This is a genomic window from Arthrobacter sp. UYCu512 (assembly GCF_040547075.1).
Taxonomy (GTDB): domain Bacteria; phylum Actinomycetota; class Actinomycetes; order Actinomycetales; family Micrococcaceae; genus Arthrobacter.
Map to the genome: position 1 here is coordinate 185885 of NZ_JBEPPA010000002.1, position 17614 is coordinate 203498.

General features: G+C 64.7%; 14 protein-coding genes. 3 read left to right on the forward strand and 11 right to left on the reverse strand.

Going from position 1 to position 17614, the window contains the following annotated elements:
* Positions 1–59: 59 nt before the first annotated feature.
* From nrdF to ABIB49_RS03485, 9 genes are all read right to left on the reverse strand, one after another.
* A complete protein-coding gene (gene nrdF / locus ABIB49_RS03445) occupies positions 60–1034 on the reverse strand; it encodes a class 1b ribonucleoside-diphosphate reductase subunit beta (protein WP_226774546.1) in 975 nt (324 codons plus the stop codon).
* Positions 1031–1825, reverse strand: a complete 795-nt coding sequence (locus ABIB49_RS03450) for an NUMOD3 domain-containing DNA-binding protein (protein ID WP_354156699.1) — start codon at positions 1823–1825, stop codon at positions 1031–1033. The genes nrdF and ABIB49_RS03450 overlap by 4 nt, the downstream gene beginning before the upstream one ends.
* A gap of 35 nt (positions 1826–1860) precedes the next feature.
* Positions 1861–3981, reverse strand: coding sequence for a class 1b ribonucleoside-diphosphate reductase subunit alpha (gene nrdE, locus ABIB49_RS03455; RefSeq protein WP_354156729.1), 2121 nt, complete (start codon positions 3979–3981; stop codon positions 1861–1863).
* An 80-nt stretch (positions 3982–4061) separates the two neighbouring features.
* A complete protein-coding gene (gene nrdI, locus ABIB49_RS03460; protein WP_226774548.1) occupies positions 4062–4556 on the reverse strand; it encodes a class Ib ribonucleoside-diphosphate reductase assembly flavoprotein NrdI in 495 nt (164 codons plus the stop codon).
* A 39-nt stretch (positions 4557–4595) separates the two neighbouring features.
* A complete protein-coding gene (nrdH, locus tag ABIB49_RS03465) occupies positions 4596–4841 on the reverse strand; it encodes a glutaredoxin-like protein NrdH (protein WP_253032606.1) in 246 nt (81 codons plus the stop codon).
* Between the two features lie 512 nt (positions 4842–5353).
* Entirely contained in the window at positions 5354–6610 is a 1257-nt protein-coding gene (locus ABIB49_RS03470) for an SAM-dependent methyltransferase (protein ID WP_282360253.1), read from the reverse strand.
* Positions 6607–7974, reverse strand: coding sequence for a class I SAM-dependent methyltransferase (locus ABIB49_RS03475; RefSeq protein ID WP_502913747.1), 1368 nt, complete (start codon positions 7972–7974; stop codon positions 6607–6609). Before ABIB49_RS03475 ends, ABIB49_RS03470 begins: the two co-directional genes overlap by 4 nt.
* 2 nt (positions 7975–7976) lie before the next feature.
* Positions 7977–8708 (reverse strand): DUF1365 domain-containing protein, encoded by a 732-nt coding sequence (locus tag ABIB49_RS03480; protein ID WP_283479507.1) that lies wholly within the window; start codon positions 8706–8708, stop codon positions 7977–7979.
* Positions 8705–10099 (reverse strand): NAD(P)/FAD-dependent oxidoreductase, encoded by a 1395-nt coding sequence (locus ABIB49_RS03485; protein ID WP_282360255.1) that lies wholly within the window; start codon positions 10097–10099, stop codon positions 8705–8707. The genes ABIB49_RS03480 and ABIB49_RS03485 overlap by 4 nt, the downstream gene beginning before the upstream one ends.
* Before the next feature lie 183 nt (positions 10100–10282).
* Between ABIB49_RS03485 and ABIB49_RS03490 the strand changes: the two genes are divergently transcribed.
* Positions 10283–11215, forward strand: coding sequence for a LysR family transcriptional regulator (locus ABIB49_RS03490; protein ID WP_226774554.1), 933 nt, complete (start codon positions 10283–10285; stop codon positions 11213–11215).
* Between the two features lies 1 nt (position 11216).
* On the opposite strand, the gene ABIB49_RS03495 is transcribed toward ABIB49_RS03490, so the two are convergent.
* On the reverse strand, positions 11217–12614 hold the full coding sequence (locus ABIB49_RS03495) for an aldehyde dehydrogenase family protein (RefSeq protein ID WP_354156701.1): 1398 nt from the start codon (positions 12612–12614) through the stop codon (positions 11217–11219).
* A 101-nt stretch (positions 12615–12715) separates the two neighbouring features.
* Here ABIB49_RS03495 and ABIB49_RS03500 point away from each other — a divergent pair, with 101 nt between their 5' ends.
* Positions 12716–14611, forward strand: a complete 1896-nt coding sequence (locus tag ABIB49_RS03500) for a BCCT family transporter (protein WP_226774556.1) — start codon at positions 12716–12718, stop codon at positions 14609–14611.
* A gap of 63 nt (positions 14612–14674) precedes the next feature.
* The gene (locus ABIB49_RS03505) at positions 14675–15181 is read left to right on the forward strand and encodes a DUF2004 domain-containing protein (protein WP_226774557.1); all 507 of its coding nucleotides are present in this window, start codon (positions 14675–14677) and stop codon (positions 15179–15181) included.
* 82 nt (positions 15182–15263) lie between these two features.
* Here the strand turns inward: ABIB49_RS03505 and metE are convergent, their stop codons facing one another.
* The gene (gene metE / locus ABIB49_RS03510) at positions 15264–17594 is read right to left on the reverse strand and encodes a 5-methyltetrahydropteroyltriglutamate--homocysteine S-methyltransferase (RefSeq protein WP_354156702.1); all 2331 of its coding nucleotides are present in this window, start codon (positions 17592–17594) and stop codon (positions 15264–15266) included.
* Positions 17595–17614 lie beyond the last annotated feature (20 nt).

Here is a 17614-nt window from a genome sequence, read left to right on the forward strand (position 1 = left end):
GTACATCCGAGAGCATCAGATGTACATCTGCCGCATCCCCGCCGAAGGAGAGAAGAAGACTAGAAGTCCCAGTCGTCATCCTCAGTATTAACAGCCTTGCCAATGACGTAAGAAGACCCCGACCCCGAGAAGAAGTCGTGGTTCTCGTCAGCATTCGGTGACAGCGCCGACAGGATGGCCGGGTTCACGTCCGTCACCGAGGCCGGGAACATGGCCTCGTAGCCCAGGTTCATCAGGGCCTTGTTGGCGTTGTAGTGCAGGAACTTCTTGACGTCCTCGGCCAGGCCGACGGAGTCGTAGAGGTCGTGCGTGTACTGGACCTCGTTCTCGTACAGCTCGAACAGCAGCTCAAAGGTGTAGTCCTTGATCTCCTGCTTGCGCTCCTCGGAGGCGCCTTCGAGGCCCTTCTGGAACTTGTAGCCGATGTAGTAGCCGTGCACGGCCTCGTCGCGGATGATCAGGCGGATCAGGTCGGCCGTGTTCGTCAGCTTGGCCCGTGAGGACCAGTACATCGGCAGGTAGAAGCCGGAGTAGAACAGGAAGCTCTCCAGCAGCGTGGAGGCCACCTTGCGCTTGAGGGGATCGTCGCCCTGGTAGTAGTCCATAACGATCTGCGCCTTTTTCTGCAGGTTCACGTTTTCGGTGGACCAGCGGAACGCCTCATCGATCTCTTTGGTGGAGGCCAGCGTGGAGAAGATGGAGGAGTAGCTCTTGGCGTGCACGGACTCCATAAACGCGATGTTCGTGTATACGGCTTCTTCATGCGGGGTGATCGCGTCCGGGATGAGGGAGACGGCGCCGACGGTGCCCTGGATGGTGTCCAGCAGGGTCAGGCCGGTGAACACGCGCATGGTGAGCTGCTGCTCGTCGGGCGTCAGCGTCGCCCACGACTGCACGTCGTTAGACAGCGGGATCTTCTCCGGAAGCCAGAAGTTGTTGACCAGGCGGTTCCAGACGTCAACGTCCTTCTCGTCTTGGATGCGGTTCCAGTTGATCGCATCAACATGGGTGAGAAGCTTTACTTTTGCTGTCATGACTCCGACTCGCTTTCTGCAGAGAAACTGGGTTTGGCTGAGTCCTCGATGCAATAGCTGCACTCGGCGTTCTCGATGCCTTTGTTGGTGTGATGTCTGGTGTGTGCGCTGCGCTGGCTGGCAGGCTTGGGCTTGCCTTTTTGAGCGGCTGACAGCTTCGCCCGGGTTTCCGCGCTTAGCTTCTTGCCAAAGTTAGGATTCCCCGGCCCCTTCCTGGCGTCGGAAAGAGCCCTCCGTGATTCCTCACTCATCGTATGGCCAAAGCCCGGGTGCTCCGCTCCGAACTTACCAAAGTTGGGATTGTCCGCACCGGAGTAGGTTCCCTTGCGGTCCTGAGACCACTTCCCGCGTTGCTCCAGGCTGTGCCTGCCACCGTAGAAGGGGTTCTCCGGCCCGGGCCGGCTCAGCCCCTTCCGACCCGTGCCACGGATACTTGCGGCTTCCCGCATCTCCTCAGTCCACACAACTCCCGTGGGACCCAGACCGCCGTCGGAGAGATTCAGGAGACGGTCTCCCTCACGCCGCAGATAACTGATCCACTCGATCTCGGCCCGGCCGAGCTCCGGCAGGCCTTCAATCCAGTCCAATTCATCTGCAATGAGATCAGCCGGATCATGCTTTCGGAGCCAATCGTAGAGGGGCGTCTTTCGCCCTTCAGCGGCAACGCGCAGGTGCTGATGGAAACGACGACTGGCCGTCTTAGTCGTGATACCGACATAGCGGTACTCGACCTCCCGCCTAAGCCGGATGCCGTAGACCAAGCCGCCCGTCGCCGTCGTCGGTTCCATCATTTCATCCCTAAAGCAAATCAACCTATTTCAGTTGATTACAACATACACGAGACACAATTTTCCACCTCAGTCCCTTCCAGCGCGAGCTGGCGGAGACGGATGTAGTAGATGGTCTTGATGCCCTTCTTCCAGGCGTAGATCTGGGCCCGGTTGATGTCGCGGGTGGTGGCGGTGTCCTTGAAGAACAGCGTCAGGGACAGGCCCTGGTCCACGTGCTGCGTGGCAGCGGCGTAGGTGTCGATGACCTTCTCGTAGCCGATCTCATACGCGTCCTGGTAATACTCCAGGTTGTCGTTCGTCAGGTACGGCGCCGGGTAGTACACGCGGCCCAGCTTGCCTTCCTTGCGGATCTCGATCTTGGACGCCACCGGGTGGATCGAGGAGGTGGAGTTGTTGATGTAGGAGATCGAGCCGGTCGGCGGGACAGCCTGCAGGTTCTGGTTGTAGATGCCGTGCTCCATGACGGACGCCTTCAGCTCGCGCCAGTCATCCTGGGTGGGGATGTGGATGTTCTGGAACAGCTCGGCAACCTTGGCCGTCTGCGGGACCCATTCCTGGTTCGTGTACTTGTCGAAGAACTCGCCGGAGGCGTACTTGGACTTCTCGAAGCCGCCGAAGGTCTGGCCGGTCTGGATGGCCAGCCGGTTGGAGGCCCGGACGGCGTGGAACACCACCGAGTAGAAGTAGATGTTGGTGAAGTCGATGCCCTCTTCGGAGCCGTAGTGGACCCGCTCGCGGGCCAGGTATCCGTGCAGGTTCATCTGGCCCAGGCCAATTGCGTGGCTCTGGTCGTTGCCGCGGGCGATCGAGGGGACCGAGGTGATGTTGGACATGTCCGAGACGGCCGAGAGGGACCGGATGGCCGTTTCGATGGTCAGACCGAAGTCCGGCGAGTCCATCGCCTTGGCGATGTTCAGCGAACCCAGGTTGCAGGAAATGTCCTTGCCGGTGGTCTCGTAGGACAGGTCGTCGTTGTACGTGGTGGGCTGGGAGACCTGGAGGATCTCCGAGCACAGGTTGGACATGATGATCTTGCCGTCAATCGGGTTTTCCCGGTTCACGGTGTCCTCGAACATGATGTACGGGTAACCGGATTCGAACTGGATCTCGGCGAGGGTCTGGAAGAACTCGCGCGCCTTGATCTTGGTCTTTTTGATCCGGGAATCGTCAACCATCTCGTAGTACTTCTCGGTGACCGAGACGTCGGAGAACGGCATGCCGTAGACCCTTTCGACGTCGTACGGCGAGAACAAGTACATGTCCTCGTCCTTCTTGGCCAGCTCGAAGGTGATGTCCGGGATCACGACGCCGAGCGAGAGGGTCTTGATCCGGATCTTCTCATCCGCATTCTCCCGTTTGGTGTCCAGGAAACGGTAGATGTCCGGGTGGTGGGCGTGCAGGTACACCGCGCCGGCACCCTGGCGGGCACCGAGCTGGTTGGCGTAGGAGAAGCTGTCCTCGAGGAGCTTCATCACGGGGATGACGCCGGAGGACTGGTTCTCGATCTGCTTGATCGGCGCGCCGACCTCACGGATGTTGGTCAGCGCGAACGCCACGCCGCCACCGCGCTTGGAGAGCTGCAGGGCGGAGTTGATGGAACGGCCGATCGACTCCATGTTGTCTTCGATGCGGAGCAGGAAGCAGGAGACCAGCTCGCCGCGCTGGCGCTTGCCGGCGTTCAGGAACGTGGGGGTGGCCGGCTGGAAGCGGCCTTCGATGATTTCGTCGACCATCTGCAGCGCGAGCTGCTCGTCGCCGCGGGCCAGGTGCAGGGCCACCATGCAGACGCGGTCCTCGTAGCGCTCCAGAAAACGCTTTCCGTCGAACGTCTTGAGCGTGTAGGAGGTGTAGAACTTGAACGCGCCGAGGAAGGTCTCGAAGCGGAACTTCTTTTTGTACGCGCGGTTGTAGAGCTCGCGGATGAAGTTCATCGTGTACTGGTCGAGGGTTTCGCGCTCGTAGTACTCGTTCTTCACGAGGTAGTCGAGCTTTTCCTCAAGGTCGTGGAAGAAAACGGTGTTGTTGTTCACGTGCTGCAGGAAGTACTGGTGGGCAGCCTCGCGGTCGGCCTCGAACTGGATCTCCCCGTTCGGGCCGTAGAGGTTCAGCATCGCGTTGAGCTCGTGGTAGCCCAGGCCCTGGAAAGCGGCCGGCATGGCCGGCTTCTCGCCGGGAACGGTGTGCTTCTCGACGGCGGAGCTGGTCTTCTCGGCTGAGCCGAGGGAGCCCGGCCCGGTCACTTCGGTGTCTGCGACAGTCGTGTCCAAAATTCTTCCAATCCTTGGTGAACCCGGCTGACGTCTTCCGGCGTCCCCATAAGTTCAAATCGATATAAGTGCGGGACCTGGCATTTCGCGGCAATAATGTCGCCGGCCATGCAGTAGTTGTCCCCAAAGTTCGTGTTGCCTGCCCCGATCACGCCCCGGATTTCTTCCCGGTTGCGCGGATCGTTCAGGAAGCGGATGACCTGCTTCGGAACGGAACCTTCTCCCCCGGTGCCGCCGTAAGTCGGGAGCACCAATACAAAGGGCTCGGTGGCCACCAGCGCCGGTTCCCGCGCATGGAGCGGAATCCGGGCGGCGTCGATGCCCAGCTTCCCGACGAAGCGGGCGGTGTTTTCCGAACTGGAGGAGAAGTAGATGAGGTGACTGGCAGTGCTCCGGACCGTAGCCGGGTTCCGGCCGTCTGCCGCCGGCGAAGTGTGGGCCGTTGCCGTTGCCACTGGTGCCATGGGTGTCACCTCATCGAACGTGATTTCGTGTCAAGCGTTTTAGGCGACGGCGACGGCGTACGCCTGCGCCAGTTCTTCGATCTTGTCGGGGCGGAAACCGGACCAGTGGTCCTGGTCCGTGACGACAACCGGGGCCTGCATGTAGCCGAGGCCTTTCAGGCGCTCGAGGGCATCCGCATCCTGGGAGATGTCGACGCTCTGGTAGGTGATGCCCTTCTTATCCAGCGCGCGGTATGTCGCGTTGCACTGAACACAGGCCGGTTTCGTGTAAACCGTAACGGTCATGGTCCCTGTCCCCTTTGTTGAAGTCTTTGGTACTGCGTAATCCACGGCGAACTGCGTGCTGCGCAGAGGCTGTTGCTGGTGAGCTGAGGCTCTGGTGCCAGTGGTCCGGGCGGGCCGGTCCGGGACAGGAATCCTGATCCGTTACTGGTCTTGCCTGGCGAGCACTGCTGCTCCGCTGGAACTGTATGTCGATACTACATGTTGTGCAAGAGCCCGATGTGGACCCCAAGATGATGTATTACAAGTATGTCATTTAATGCACCATCAGTCCACAGGCAGGGTGGCTCAAAATGTCCGGAATTCCGCCGTTTTGACGGACGAAATCCACAGGCTGTGGAGTACCTTTGCACAATTAACTCCCTGCGTGTCGTGGGGTGGACGGCGTGTCGCGGGAGCCGGGGACCGGGTCCCTGCGTGGCGTTAAGCACCCGTCGTGGTGTCCGGAAACACTAAGAAGGCGGACACCCACCGGGTGCCCGCCTTCGCCGGCGTACGGCGACTCAGAGTTGCTGTTACCTGCCGGTCTCCGGCCTGCTGCAGAGAATCTGCTCCACGCCCATCCGGCGTTCGGCAAAGCTGCGCAGTGCGCCGACCAAGTACAGCCGCCAGACCCGGGCGACTTCCGCCCCCATCATTTCGACGGCGGCCGCGTGGTTCTCCTCGAACCGCGCGTACCAGGCCTCGAGGGTCCGGACATAGTCACGGCGCATGCCCTGCACGCCCTCGACCTCCAGGCCAGCGTCTTCCAGGAAGCCCAGCGTGTCCCCGACCGGACGCATGTGCATGTCCGGGGCAATAAAGGACTCGATAAAAGGACCCCCGCCGGGATGCTTGCCCCGCCGGGACATTTGCTGGACCAGCACCCGGCCACCAGGGGCGAGGTTATTAAACAGGGCGGCGGCGTAGACGGGGTAATTCTGCTGGCCAACATGTTCGCCCATTTCCAGGGAGGCGACGGCGTCGAACGGTCCGTCCGGGATTTCCCGGTAATCCTGGACCCGGATCTCAACGCGCCCCTCAAGGCCGCGTTCCTTGATCCGGGCGTCGATGAACGCCTTCTGCTGCACGGAGAGGGTGACGCCGACGACGTCGACGCCGTAGTACTGCGCCGCATGCAGGCTCAGCGAGCCCCAGCCGCAGCCAACGTCCAGCATCCGCATCCCCGCCTTGAGCCCGATCTTGCGGCAGACCAGGTCCAGCTTGTCCCGCTGGGCGTCTTCCAGCCCGTAGTTCGGGGACGAACTGCCGTCCGCTGCCCGATCCGTCCAGTAGCCGCTGGAGTAGGCCATCTGCGGGTCCAGGATCAGCGCATAGAAATCGTTGCTGAGGTCGTAGTGGTGGCTGATCGCGGCACGGTCCCGGAGGAGGCTGTGCAGCCGTCCCTTGACCCTGGCCTGGCTGGCCGGCGGCGGCGGCGGCGCGCCGAGAGCCCCGGCGGCGCGGGCAATCCGTGCGACGCCGGCCAGCACCGCCGGCGTGGGGCGGATACCGGCGAGGCCCCGGTCCCGTACCACCTTCCAGAGGTGCTCGAGGGTGCTGTTCAGGTCGTCGTCGAGATCCAGCTCACCGGTGACATATGCCTGCGCGGCGCCCAGCTCCCCCGGCGCCCAGAGCAGGCGCCGGATGGCATCCGGGGAGTTGAGCCGGACCACCGGGGCGCCGGCCGGACCGGCCTCGCTGCCGTCCCAGGCGACGAGCCGGACGGGGAGCTCCCCGCCGGCAAGCGGCCGCAGGACCTCCTCGACCATTGTGGCCAGCGGCGCCGTCATTCGGCGGATCCGTTGTTCGACTCGCCCACTGTCCGACGGTCCAGCACGATCTGCTGCACGTCGAGGTAGCCGGTTTCGAAGCCTGCCCGGGAGTAGCAGAGGTAGAACAGCCACATACGCTGGAAGATCTCATCGAAGCCCAGCGCCCGGACCTCGGCGGAGCGGGCCATAAAGCGCTCTTCCCAGAGCCTGAGCGACTGGGCGTAGTGCTCCCCCATGGCCAGGCGTTCGCGCACGCGCAGTCCCGTCTGCTTGGCCGTGGTGTCCTCGATGGCGCGCACCGAGGGAATGACGCCGCCGGGGAAGATGTACTTGTGCACCCAGGTGTAGCTGGTGCGGGTGGCCATCAGCCGGTCGTGGGCGATGGTGATGGCCTGGATGGCGACCTTTCCGCCCGGGGCCAGGAGACGCTCGATCGTCTGAAAATACGTAGCCCAGTATTCGAAGCCCACGGCTTCGATCATCTCCACGGAGACGACGGCGTCGTACTCGCCTTCAACCGCGCGGTAGTCCTTCAGTTCGATTGTGACGGCGTCGGCGTACCCCGCGTCGGCGACCCGCTTGCGGGCAAGTTCCTGCTGCTCGCTGGAGAGGGTGACGGAGTAAACGGTGGCCCCGCGCTGTGCTGCCCGGAGGGCGAGCTCGCCCCAGCCGGTGCCGATTTCCAGCACCCGGGTGCCCGCCCCGACGCCGGCCTTGTCCAGCAGGCGGTCGATCTTGGCCTGCTGCGCCGCGGCAAAACCGTCCCAGGCCACGCTTTTGAGGGCCTCGCCGGGCTCCGGGAACAGCGCACTGGAGTAGGTCATGGTCTCGTCCAGGAACGTGGAAAACAGTTCGTTGGAAAGGTCATAGTGCCGGGAGATGTTCGAGCGGGTGTTCTGCTCGGTGTTGCGTTCCTTGCGCGGCTGGCGCGGCAGGTAGAACGCACGCAGTTTCTGCAGCGGCTCCGGCACGAGGGTCCCGACGCGGGCGGCAAAAACCTCCATCACGGCTGTCAGATTGTCAGCGTCCCAATCGCCGGCCATAAAGGACTCGCCCAGGCCGATCAATCCGCCGTCGCCGAGCCGGGCCGCAAAGGCCTGGGGACGGTTCATGGTCATAACCGGGTAGCGGTGGCCCGGCGTGGCTGCCTTGCCCAGGACGGTCCCGTCCGGATAGCGGACCTCCAGCGGGAGCCGGCGGACCGCGGCTTTGAAGATGGCGTCAGCAGCGCGGCCGGCCAGCCGCGCCTTCAGGCTTGAGGGGACGGTGGCGATGCTGGGCCAGATGGCGGCGTCAACCACCGCCGGAGGCTGCGGAACGGTGTAAGGGGCTGCGGCCTCATTCTCGCGGCGCGCCGCGCCCGATCCGGTCGCTTCGGTCATTGTCACTGTACTGCCTCCTGGGAAGGGTGGTGCGGTCGTTTGATAAGGGGCAGCCGGCGTGCCCAAAGTTTGATTCCCTGCCAGCGGATCTGCGCCGAGACGCGCAGCGGCGCAAGCGGGACGGCGAGCGCCGTGGCGAGGATCGTCCGCACCGTGGCGTCGTGCCGTTCACCGTCCATGCTGGCGATAAAAGGCCGGTGCCCTTCGCGTTCCAGCACTATCGAGACGGCGAGCCGTGCGCCGGGTTCCGGCAGTTTCATCCGGTACTCGCCGTCGACGTCGTTGAACGGTGAAACGTAAAAGGCCTTCGGCACGCTGGCCCGGCCGGCGTCGTCCGTCTCCAGCAGGTAGCAGTGCCGTTCACCGTAGGTGTTATGGACCTCCGCGACAACGCAGCGCAGTTCCCCGGCAGCGTCGTGGCACCAGAACAGGCTCAGCGGATTAAACACGTGCCCGAATACCCGGGCACTGGCAAGCATCGTGATCCGGCCGCCGTCCAGGGTGACCCCGCGGGTGGCCAGGAACGCCTCCACGTTCCCGCGCAGCGTGCCCTCCGGGTCACCCAGGTGGTCCGCGACACGAAAATCGGCCAGCGGACGCAGCAGCCGGGGCACCCTGGGCAGCCGGTCGACGTCGACATACCAGCTGTAGCTGCGGTACGTGAAAGCGTTCTTCAGCGGGGTGCGCCGCACATGCGCGATCGAGGTGCGGTAGATGGCCGCCGCGGCGCTCATAAGCCCTCCGCGGCGGCGCTTTGCAGGTCCGGATCGATCGCGACGGCGCGGTACTCCGCGTTCAGGGCCACGGCGGGGACGTCCCAGCTGCGACCGAGCCGTTCCGCGGCCCGGACCCCGGAAAGGGCGCCGTCTTCGTGGAATCCCCAGCCGTGGTAGGCGCCGGCGAAGGCCAGCCGCGCGTCCCCGAGGGCCAGGATCTGCCGCTGGGCCCGGAGCGATTCGGGTGTGTACTGCGGGTGCTCGTAGACCATCCGGTCAAGCACCGTATGGTCGGCAATCAGCTCGGACTCGCCGAGGCTGACGATGTAGCGTCCGCCGTCGGCGGTGTCCAGCCGCTGCAGCCGGGTCATGTCGTAGCTGACCAGGACCTTGTCCGGGCGGGCGTCACAGGCGGGCAGCCGGTAGTTCCAGGACGCCTTGGCATTGTCACTGGCGGGCAGCACGGCGGCATCGCGGTGGAAGACGGTGTGGTTGACCGAGTACGGCATGCCGCCGAGCGCGGCCTGCTCCGCGGGCGAGGCGTCGGTGAGCATGCCCAGCGCCTGGGCCGGGTGGGTGGCGATCACCACGGCGTCGAAGTTTTCGGTGCGGAAGCCGGCGTCGGCGTTTCCGGTCGTTAGTTCCACGCCGTCCGCGTGCCGGCGCACGCCGGTGACCGGGCTGGCGAGCCGGATATCGTCCAGCGTGGCCGCAAGCTTGTCCACGTAGGAGCGTGAGCCGCCGGTGACGGTGCGCCACTGCGGTGAACCGGATACTCCGAGCAGGCCGTGGTGGCCGAGGAAGGTAAAGAGGTAGCGGGCCGGGTACGCGAGCGCCGTGGCCGGGTCGCAGGACCAGACGGCGCTCACGATCGGGGTCATAAAGTGCGAGATGAAGTAGCGGCTGAACTTCTCCCGGGCCAGGAACTCCGCCAGCGTGATGTCGGTACCGGCCGGATCCGTCTCGGCGAGCAGGGCGCGGGCCTTCCGGTAGAAGCGCATCACCTCCAGCAGCATCAGCAGGTATCGTCCGCGCAGCAAGGTGGCAGGCCCCGGAAGGATCCCGCGGCCCTTGGCCCGGGCACCGGCGTATTCCAGACCGCAGCCGTCGCAGCGGACGGACATGGACATTTCGGAGTCCTGGGTTTCAACGCCCAGCTCCGCGAAGAGCCGGAGCAACGTGGGGTAGGTGCGTTCGTTGTGAACGATAAAGCCGGTGTCGATGCCCAGCACCGGCCCACCGTCCTGCGGCACGTCGTGGGTGTGGGCGTGGCCGCCCAGCCGGGAATCGGCTTCGAAGACGGTGACAGAGTCCTCACGGTTCAGGACGTACGCGGCGGTCAGCCCCGCCACGCCGCTGCCAATCACGGCGATCCGCCGGCCTTGCGGAATCCCTGCTGCATCTGACACTGATTTGCTCCTGTTGGCTGCTCTATCCATTGCCTGGATCGTCCTGGTTAAACTTCTTACGGGCAATTCGTCGCCGAGGCGCCCGCGGATGTGTGCGGTTCCCCAGCTTTCTGCTTGAAACCAATGTGCCAGAATGAAGCGGGATTGCGGTCCCGCCTCACCGGAATCCGAGAAGGGCACCCCTTGATTAACCCCGTCCATCTGCGGACCCTGGTCGAAGTGACCCGGCTCGGGTCCTTCGCGGCCGCCGCCACGCGCCTCGGGTACACGGCGTCGGCCGTTTCCCAGCAGATGTCCGCCCTGGAGCGTGACACCGGCGTCGAACTGTTCCAGCGCTCGGCCCGCAGCATCCACCCCACCGAGGCCGCCCAGGTTATGACCCGGCACGCGGCCAAGGTGCTCACCGACATCGAGGCGCTGATGGCGGCGGCCTCCCGCACCGGTGACACCACCCGGCAGGAACTCAGGCTGGGCATCTTCCCCAGCCTGGCCACCTATGTGCTGCCCCGGATCCTGGCGAACCCGGCCTGGAAGAAGCTTGGCATCGACCTGCGGGTCTCCGTCGCTGAGCCGGCCCAGACCATCCAGGGCCTGCGCACCGGCGGCGAACTCGACGTCGCCTTGGTGTACCAGGTGGGGCAGTCGGGCCTCGCCTGGCCGCACACCGTCAACCGGCAGTGGATCGGCGATGACAACTTCCGGGTGGTGCTGCCGGCCGCCTGGGGCATCGGCACGGATTCGAAGATCGCGGCCGACCACCTCTCGGACATGCCCTGGATTGTGCATCATCCCGGCACATCCGACGCCACGGTGATCGAGCGCCTCTTCGCCAGCTGCAACCTGCACCCCCGGGTGGTGGCGTACAGCGATGACTTCCATGCCAGCCTGGAGATGGCCGCGGCCGGGCTGGGGGCTGCGCTGGTTCCCGAACTGGCCCTGCTGCACCGCCCGGCCGGTGTGGTGGTGCTGGACGTTCCGGAGATCCGGCTGGCCCGCAACGTTTTTGCCCTGCTGATCAATGAAAAGCAGACAGCCCAGGTGCAGCTGTTTGTCGAGCTATTGGGCGAAACGTTCAATTCACCGTCCGTCCAGCGTGCCGTCACCGGCAACGGGTGAGTCAGTTCTTGCGGAACCGCTTGCCAACGGGTGCCACCAGCGTGCTGACGACCCAGCGTTTGGTTTTGTTGTAGGGCGGATAAATCAGTTCCAGCGTGTCCGGCCGCAGCGGCTTGGCCAGGGTTGCCCGCTCGTGTGAAAAGGTCCGCAGTGAATACTCCCCGTGATACGCGCCCATCCCGCTGGCGCCGACGCCGCCGAACGGCAGCCCCGGAACCATCAGGTGCGCCGCGGGGACGTCGAAGCACAGCGCCCCCGACGATGTCTGGTCCGCGAATGCCCGGCGGGTGCCCTCGTCGCCGCTGAACACGTACAGCGCCAGCGGCTTGGCGCCGTCGTTGATTCTCCGGATGGCTTCCTCCCGCCCGGCGACGGGAACCAGCGGCAGCAGCGGACCGAAGATCTCCTCCCCCATCAGGGCGTCCCCGGGAGCGGGCCGAAGCAGGGTCGGGGCGAAGTACCGGGTCGCGGCGTTCCGTTGGCCGCCGTGGACGACTGTGCTGCCGTCGGCGAGGGCCGCGAGGCGCGCGAAGTGCTGATCGTTGACGATCCGGCCGTAGGAGTCGCTGCGGGAAGCATCCGGCCCGAAGAGCTCGCCGATTGCCTTAACCAGCTCTCGCTCCAGCGGCACCAACACGTCCTTGGTGGCCAGGACATAGTCGGGCGCCACACAGGTCTGCCCGGCATTTATGAACTTCCCCCAGGCGATCCGCTTGGCCGCCCCGGCCAGGTCCGTGGAGGCGTCCACATAGGCCGGTGACTTGCCGCCGAGCTCCAGGGTTACCGGTGTCAGGTTCTCCGCCGCCGCGCGCAGCACCACTTTGGCGGCCGTTTCCCCGCCGGTGAAGAAAATATGGTCAACCTGCGCAGCCAACAGCGCAGTGGTTTCCGGGATTCCGCCTTCCACCACCTGCACCGCCCCGGCCAAATATTCGGGTATCCACCGGGCCAGGGCCGCCGAGGTCGCGGGCGCCTGCTCGCTGGGTTTCAGCACGGCTGTGTTGCCGGCGGCGAGCGCACCGGCCAGCGGCGCCAGCAGCAACTGCAGCGGGTAGTTCCACGGCCCGATCACCAGCACCACGCCGAGCGGGGTCAGCTCGGTCCAGGCTTTGGCGGGCCGGACCGCAAGCGGCACGGCGACGGCACGCGGCCGCAGCCATCCTTTGAGGTTTTTTTCCAGATGCGCGGCTTCTGCTGTGACAAATCCGACTTCCGCCAGCAGCGACTCGGTCGCGTGTTTGCCCAGATCGCTGCCCAGCGCTTCGGCAAAATCGTCGCTGTGATCGGCCAGCATCCGGCGCAATCCGGCGAGCCTTTCAAGCCGCCAGGCCAACGGACGCGTGGCTCCGCTGTCAAAAATTTCACGGGCGCGGGCGACGGCGGCGGCTGCGGGTTGCATGTCATAAATGTACCCGGACGTTGCCGCCGGCAACGGTGTCCGCACCCTAGCTGCCAGGAATCCCTGCTCCCAGCCGGCTCTCAGGCAGTTAGGCTAGAAGGATGGCCGAAAATACTAGACCCCGAATCGTAGAACGGTGGGTCTTCTGGCCCGCTGCAGTGCTGGTGACCGTTTTCGCGGCATTTGCACTGCTGGCTCCCAAGACCGCCGAAGCAATGTTCAGCACCATCCAGTCAAACATCGTGAACTCCTTCAACTGGTACTACGTCCTGATTACCAGCTTCTTTGTTGCCTTTAGCCTCTTCCTTGGCTTCAGCCGTTTTGGCGACATCAAGCTCGGCCACGACGACGACGAACCCGAGTTTTCCCTGCTGGCCTGGTTTGCGCTTCTGTTCGCAGCCGGCATGGGCATCGGCCTGGTTTTTTATGGTGTCAGCGAACCGCTGAGCCACTTCGCCAATCCCCGGCCCGGGGTGAGCGGTACCCCCTCGGAACTGGCCCAGCAAGCGCTCAGCCAGACGTACCTGCATTGGGGGGTCCACGCCTGGTCCATCTACGTGGTGATCGGACTTGCCCTCGCCTACGCGATCCACCGCCGCAAACGGCCCGTGTCCATCCGCTGGGCCCTTGAACCGCTGCTGGGCAAGCGGGTGCAGGGTTCGTGGGGAAACGCCATCGACGTTGTCGCCTTGGTGGGCACCCTGTTCGGCGTGGCGACCTCCTTGGGCCTGGGTGTGCTGCAGATCAGCGCCGGGCTGGAAAGCATCAACCTGGTGGAAGCCAGCCGTGGCTCCGAAATCGTTATTATCATCATCATTTCCTTCTTCGTCCTGCTCTCCGTCCTCTCCGGACTGACCAAGGGCATGAAATGGCTCTCCAGCATCAACCTCGTGCTCGCCGGCCTGCTGGTGGTCTACCTGCTGGTCTTTGGCCCGTCGACCTTCCTGCTGCGCGAATTTGTCCAGTCCATGGGCGCCTACGTCCAGAACTTCGTTTCGCTCTCCTTTAACGTCAATGCCTTCACCGGTGCTGCCGGCGAAGCATGGCAAGCCTCCTGGACCTCGTTCTACTGGGGCTGGTGGATTTCCTGGGCCCCCTTTGTTGGTATTTTCATTGCCCGGATTTCCAAGGGCCGCACGGTCCGCCAGTTTGTTGCCGGCGTCATCCTGGTCCCGACCCTGATCGGCATCCTCTGGTTCAGCGTCCTTGGCGGCACAGCCCTCGCTGTCGAACTCGGCGGCAACGGCACACTCCTGGAGTCCGACGGCAGTGTCAATGTCTCCAGCGCCCTGTTCAGCATGCTCGACTTCATCCCCGGCACTCCGGTCCTGACTGTGGGCGTCATCCTGCTGATCGCCATTTTCTTTATCACCTCCTCGGACTCCGGGGCCCTGGTGATGGGCATGATCGCCACCGGCGGCCAGGTCAACCCGAAGAAACGCATCAGGACCTTCTTTGTCCTGATCACAGCGGTCCTGGCCATCTCCCTGCTGATCTCCGGCGGGCTGGTGGCCCTGCAGACCGCGGCGATTATCATCGCGCTGCCTTTCAGCGTGGTGATGCTGCTGATTTGCTGGTCCACGTTCATCGCCTTCAGCCGTGAGCGCCGGGCCTACGACAGGGCCCGCCGCGCCCAACTGGTAGACCACATCGGTGACTTCTACGGCCTGGAAGTGGAAGAACTCGCCGAGAACGGGATCCTCGGCAATACACCGCGCTGGATGCAGCTGCTGCGCCGCCGCGGCGCCCCGGCCGGGACGGCAGTCCCGGCGGAAATCCTGCCAAGCCCCGAGCCATCCACCGCGGCCGTCGACACCCTGATGGCCGAGGCGCCGCAGCCACGGCACGCCTCGGAACGGGCCCTGGCGATCGAAAACGCCGAGTCCCATGACGTCCTGATCTCCGACGTTGACAACGTTGTGGAACACGATCCGTTTGTTTCCCGGGATGCCAAGGACATCCCAGACCGGGGCGATCAGGAACCCTCGCGCTGGTGATCCTGCGCTAAAAAGGCAGGGCGAACGCTGGAACGGAGCGGTATTCAGGGCTATGTTGAAAGTATGAGCAAGGTAGCCAGCCAGCATTTCGGAGAAGTCGAGCTCAACCACGGGAGAGACCATAATTTCTCCGCCAAGCATGATCTGGCGGGTCAAACCCTGGAGCTTGACTTAAATGTCCAAGCGCACGACCACTTCGATGAAGCGGCCCTGCGCAAGGTCGACTACCGCCTCCGGTTCCTGCCCGAGCTTGTGGACGAGGTCCGCGACATGATCGCCGAGGAACTCGATGAAGACGGAACCAGCCCGCAGGAATACCGCCATTTTCACTGCAACGCGATTAAGGCCGAACACCTGCAGAAGGTCTTTGGCATCACGGACAAGAGCCAATTGACCAATGAGGTATTCCTCAAGGCCCTGAAACTGGGCCATGTGGGGATTTTCCCCGGCCAGCCGGAGCGCTACTTCGTCCTGGATTTCACCCTCGGAAACCATTTCACCGACGAAGTCCTGGTCGCTTCGGCGGACGAGGACGGCGTCGTGGATGATGAGATCCTCTGGGAGAGCTGACTTCACGGGCACAACTTCAAACGTACGACGCCGGCCGGTCACCTTTGCGGGGTGACCGGCCGGCGTCGTACCTGGCGCTGGGCTAGTTGGCCGCCGCAAGCAGCCCGGCGCGCACCGTGCGGGTGGCGGCGACGAGGTTGCGCAGGGATTCTTCGGTTTCGGCGTAGCCGCGGGTTTTCAGGCCGCAGTCCGGATTGACCCAGAGCTGGCGGGACGGGACGTGCCTGACGGCGGTGCTGAGCAGCTCGGTGACTTCCTGCTCGCCCGGGACGCGCGGCGAGTGGATGTCATACACACCCGGGCCGACGCCGCGGCTGAAGCCATGGGACTGAAGATCATGCACAACCTCCATCCGGGACCTGGCGGCCTCGATCGAGGTGACGTCGGCGTCGAGGCCGTCGATCGCGTCGATGATGGCGCCAAACTCGGAGTAGCACAGGTGCGTGTGGATCTGTGTGGCATCCGCGGCGCCCGCGGTGGCGAGGCGGAAGGAGTTCACCGACCAGTCCAGGTACGCGGCCTGGTCCGCCGTGCGCAGCGGCAGGAGTTCGCGCAGGGCTGGCTCGTCCACCTGGATGATCTTGATGCCGGCAGCTTCGAGGTCCGTGATCTCATCGCGCAGGGCCAGCGCCACCTGGTTGGCGGTCTCGCCGAGCGGCTGGTCGTCGCGGACGAAGGACCAGGCGAGGATGGTGACCGGTCCGGTGAGCATCCCCTTCATCGGCTTGCCGGTGAGGGACTGCGCATAGCTGGCCCAGTCCACTGTGATCGGTGCACCGCGGGTGACATCGCCCCACAGGATGGACGGGCGCGTGCAGCGGGAGCCGTAGGACTGGACCCAGCCGTGCACCGTGACGTCGAAGCCCTCGAGGTTTTCGGCGAAATACTGGACCATGTCGTTGCGCTCCGGCTCACCATGAACCAGGACGTCGAAACCGAGCTCTTCCTGCAGCTCCACAACACGCTTGATCTCATCCTTCATCAGCAGCCCGTACTGTTCGGCGCTGATCGCGCCCTTGTTGGCGCGGGCCCGGGCGGTGCGGATCTCACCGGTCTGCGGGAAGGAGCCGATGGTGGTGGTCGGCAGTGGGGGCAGGTGCAGCGCCGCTGACTGCGCGGCTTCGCGGACGGCGTAGGCGGAGCGGCTGAAGTCGGCACCGGTCAGCGCGGCGGTGCGGTTCCGGACCTCGTCGCGGCGGACGCCCTTGGCTGCGGCACGATCGGCGATGATGCGGGTGGCCGCCTCGATGGCGGGCCGGGCTGCTTCCGGCTCGGTCAGCCAACCGGCCAGGGTAACAACTTCGGTAGCCTTCTGGTCGGCGAAGGCGAGCCAGCTGCGCAGCTGCGCGGGGAGCTGGACTTCCTCGTCGACGTCGTGCGGAACGTGCGCGGTGGTGGTGGAGGTGCTGACGGCCAGCCGGGCGACGGACTTCCGGAGCTCGGTGAGCTTCCCGGCCGAGGCGGCAAGATCGTTGCGCCAAATGTTGTGGCCGTCCACAACGCCTGCGACGAGGGTTGTATTGCCCAGCGCGGCCAGGGCCGCCGCGGCGGGCACTCCGCCCTTGTAGACGTCCAGGTGCAGGGCGTCGATGCCGGTGGCGGCGAGCGTGCCGAGCTGGCCGTCGAGCGCGCCGTAGGGGGTGGAGACGAACAGCCGGGGGCGGTTGGCGGCGGCGGCGAGCACCTCGTAGGAACGGGCGACGGCGGCCTGGATCTCTTCGGCGGGGGTGTCCTGGTCCACCACCAGGGCGGGCTCGTCGAGCTGGACCCAGCTGGCCCCGGCGGCGGCGAGCTTCTCCAGCAGGACTGTGTACACCGGCAGGACGTCCGCCAGGCGCGAGAGCGGGCTGAAGCCGGCGGGGGCGTCCCCGGAGGCCTTGCTCAGCAACAGGAAGGTGACCGGGCCGACGAGGTACGGCCGGGTCTCGACGCCGTTGGCCAAAGCGTAGGCGAATTCCTCAACGATGCGGCTGGAAGTCAGCGAGAAATCGGTTTCCGGGCCGATTTCCGGGACGAGGTAGTGGTAGTTGGTGTCGAACCACTTGGTCATTTCCAGTGGCTGCTGGTCTTTGGTGCCGCGGGCCAGGGTGAAGTAGCCGTCGATGCCAAGCTGGCCCCCGGCATCCAGGAGGTTACCGAAGCGGGCGGGCACAGCGCCGAGGTGGGCGGCGGCGTCGAGCACCTGGTCGTAGTAGGAGAAGGTGCCGGGCACTGCTGCCGCCTCGGTCAGGCCCAGGCCCTGGAGGCGCTTGGCGGCGCCGAGCTGGATCTCCTTGGCTGCAGCATCGAGGGCCGCGGCATCGATGCTGCCGGCCCAGTAAGCCTCGACGGCCTTCTTGAGTTCGCGGCGCCGGCCGATGCGCGGGTAGCCCAGGATCGAAGCGGACGGGAAGGGGGTGAGCGTGTCAGTCATGGGAAGTCCTAGAAGTTGGT